Source organism: Coprococcus sp. HPP0074 (assembly GCF_964238105.1).
Taxonomy (GTDB): domain Bacteria; phylum Bacillota; class Clostridia; order Lachnospirales; family Lachnospiraceae; genus Faecalimonas; species Faecalimonas umbilicata.
On the sequence record NZ_CAXSKS010000015.1, the window covers coordinates 1 to 2,198 of the forward strand.

Consider the following 2,198-nt stretch of genomic DNA (forward strand, 5'->3'; position numbering starts at 1 on the left):
ACTTAGCGAGTTAACAATTACAAAAAAAGGGAAAATTGGTTACATTTAATTTGTACTTTTTCTTGACATAGGACCAATATATTCAAATTTCATATTTTCTTTTACCTTTCTGAAAAATTAAGGAGACGGATGCCGGCTTTCCCAAAGAGATTTTTATGCTTTATTAAAATTCTCTTTTTATATCTCCCTATATAACGAAAGGGAAAAAGCTCATTTTACAGGGTACAGAGAGAAAAAATATTACAAGAGCAAGATCCACCCATGTTTAACGTTATCGCGTTTCCGCCTCCGTTCACCTTATGGGTGTTCTCTTGATGGAGAGTGACAATTCCCCATACCCTTGCTTATATCATTGGCTTACAAAAGAATTTGTTCGCATCACCATGTGTATTTTCAAAAAGAAAAAGACATCCAGTTACTTGCTGAATGCCTCAAAATAGAATTATGTTAATTATAATATTTTGTTGCGTACACCGCCGGTGTAGCCAATAAAAAAATGGGTATGGGGAGGCGACAGTTCCCCAGCAAGATAAAATTCCGAAATATTACTTATATGGCAGAATGGGGATATGGTAATACCGGGGTGGATCTTGCTCTTATCATTTGACGATCCATATTTAGAATAAATGAAAGTCTCTCTATCGTTGTGGAAAGAGAGATCTTTTGCTTTACTTTGTAATGACGTTCTTGTACAGCATAGCATTGGCAATGGTACAAACATCGGCAACCACGATTATACAGTAGAAAGCAGATAAGGTCATGTAGGGATGAGTATTTGGAATGATGGGAGCAATGTATTCTGGACTTCTTCCTGTTGAAATGATTGTTTTCAGTTCACTTTCGGATATTTTCCATTGCAGTGGATTATGATTGACATCGGTATTACTCTTGCTATTTGGCTATTTATTTAAGATCGTCAATAGCAGGCTTTGTGGCATTATGTACACAGCCGATAAGCAGCCTCTTTACAATCAAACTCTTTAAACATTTCTATAACTTCTTCCGATATTTCTATGAAGCAATCCAATGTATAGAATGGGTAATAACCCTGATGTGAAAATATGCTTTTTAACTGATATAGATTATTCACGGGTGCTATGAAAAAGGCAAAAATAGAAATGTTGACTCTGAAAATCAAGGCTGCTGCTTCATAGGAGCATGAATGTGTCTGCTGTACGACGGCTTTTTTTGCCGTCGTTCGGCAGAGGTTGGTTTATTTTACATACTGATCAAGTTCTTGAGCCTCTGTTTCCACCAGTTTTTCAATGTTATCGTTTTTGTCACGGATCACTTTGATGTTGATACCATTACTTACACCATTGTCACAATAGGTATTATGTTCGGCATCATAGAAAATGTGGATGACTTTTCCTTCATACATCCAGTTGTCAGAGGTTTTATCATAAGAAACACCAAAGGCAGTGTAGGCATCCAGACTGTCATCACGATAGTTTGGATCACCCAATTCAAAACTACCACTGTTTCCGGTAATGCCAGCCGCAGCAAGTTCTGACTTTATTTCTTCCTGTTTATCAGTTCGAGCCTTGAAGTCTGCGCCCGAGGACTGCTTTAATCCTGTTAAGGTTCCATTAACGTCTTTAATCAGTTCCACATCCACAACACCGTCCTCAAAGAAAAACGAGTTCGCATTTTCTGCGTTTACCTGATCTTTGAAGTAGCGCACAACCTGACCGTCATAAAAGAAACGGTCTTTTTCTTTATCATAGGTCATGCCATAGGGCTCATAAACGGAATACTGTTCTGCAATTTCATTTCGACGGATCTCTTCGGCTTTGGCCTGCTCCTCTGAGGAAATCACTTCATCACTTTCATAGGCTTCTGCTATGGATGTAGAATTTGAGGAAAGGGTATCACCACTGTTATGAGCTTGTTCCTCGGGGATTGTAGCGTTTATTGACTTGTTAGGCTCTTGAGTAGCCGAAGCGTTTGTTGCACAGCCGCTCAATGCCGCTGATGCACATAGTGTCATAGTAAGTGCGAGAATTTTAATGTTATTTTTTTTCATATCTGACATAACTCCTTTCTGTTGATGCTTTTATATTACCAAACATTTTTGGGATACCATTGTGATGAATATGTTTTTTATGTGTAGTTAAAAAAGGGGCTATCGGTTAATACCGATTTTTAGGCTCTAAATCTTAAAATACGAATCTCCCATAGAAATCAGTATTTTTAAT

1 protein-coding gene is annotated in these 2,198 nt (G+C 37.8%); it reads right to left on the reverse strand.

What is annotated here, in order from left to right; all coding sequences use genetic code 11:
- Nucleotides 1–1,213: 1,213 nt before the first annotated feature.
- Complete coding sequence (locus ACESPO_RS13220; RefSeq protein WP_022037878.1) at nucleotides 1,214–2,026, reverse strand: hypothetical protein; 813 nt, start codon at nucleotides 2,024–2,026, stop codon at nucleotides 1,214–1,216.
- Nucleotides 2,027–2,198 lie beyond the last annotated feature (172 nt).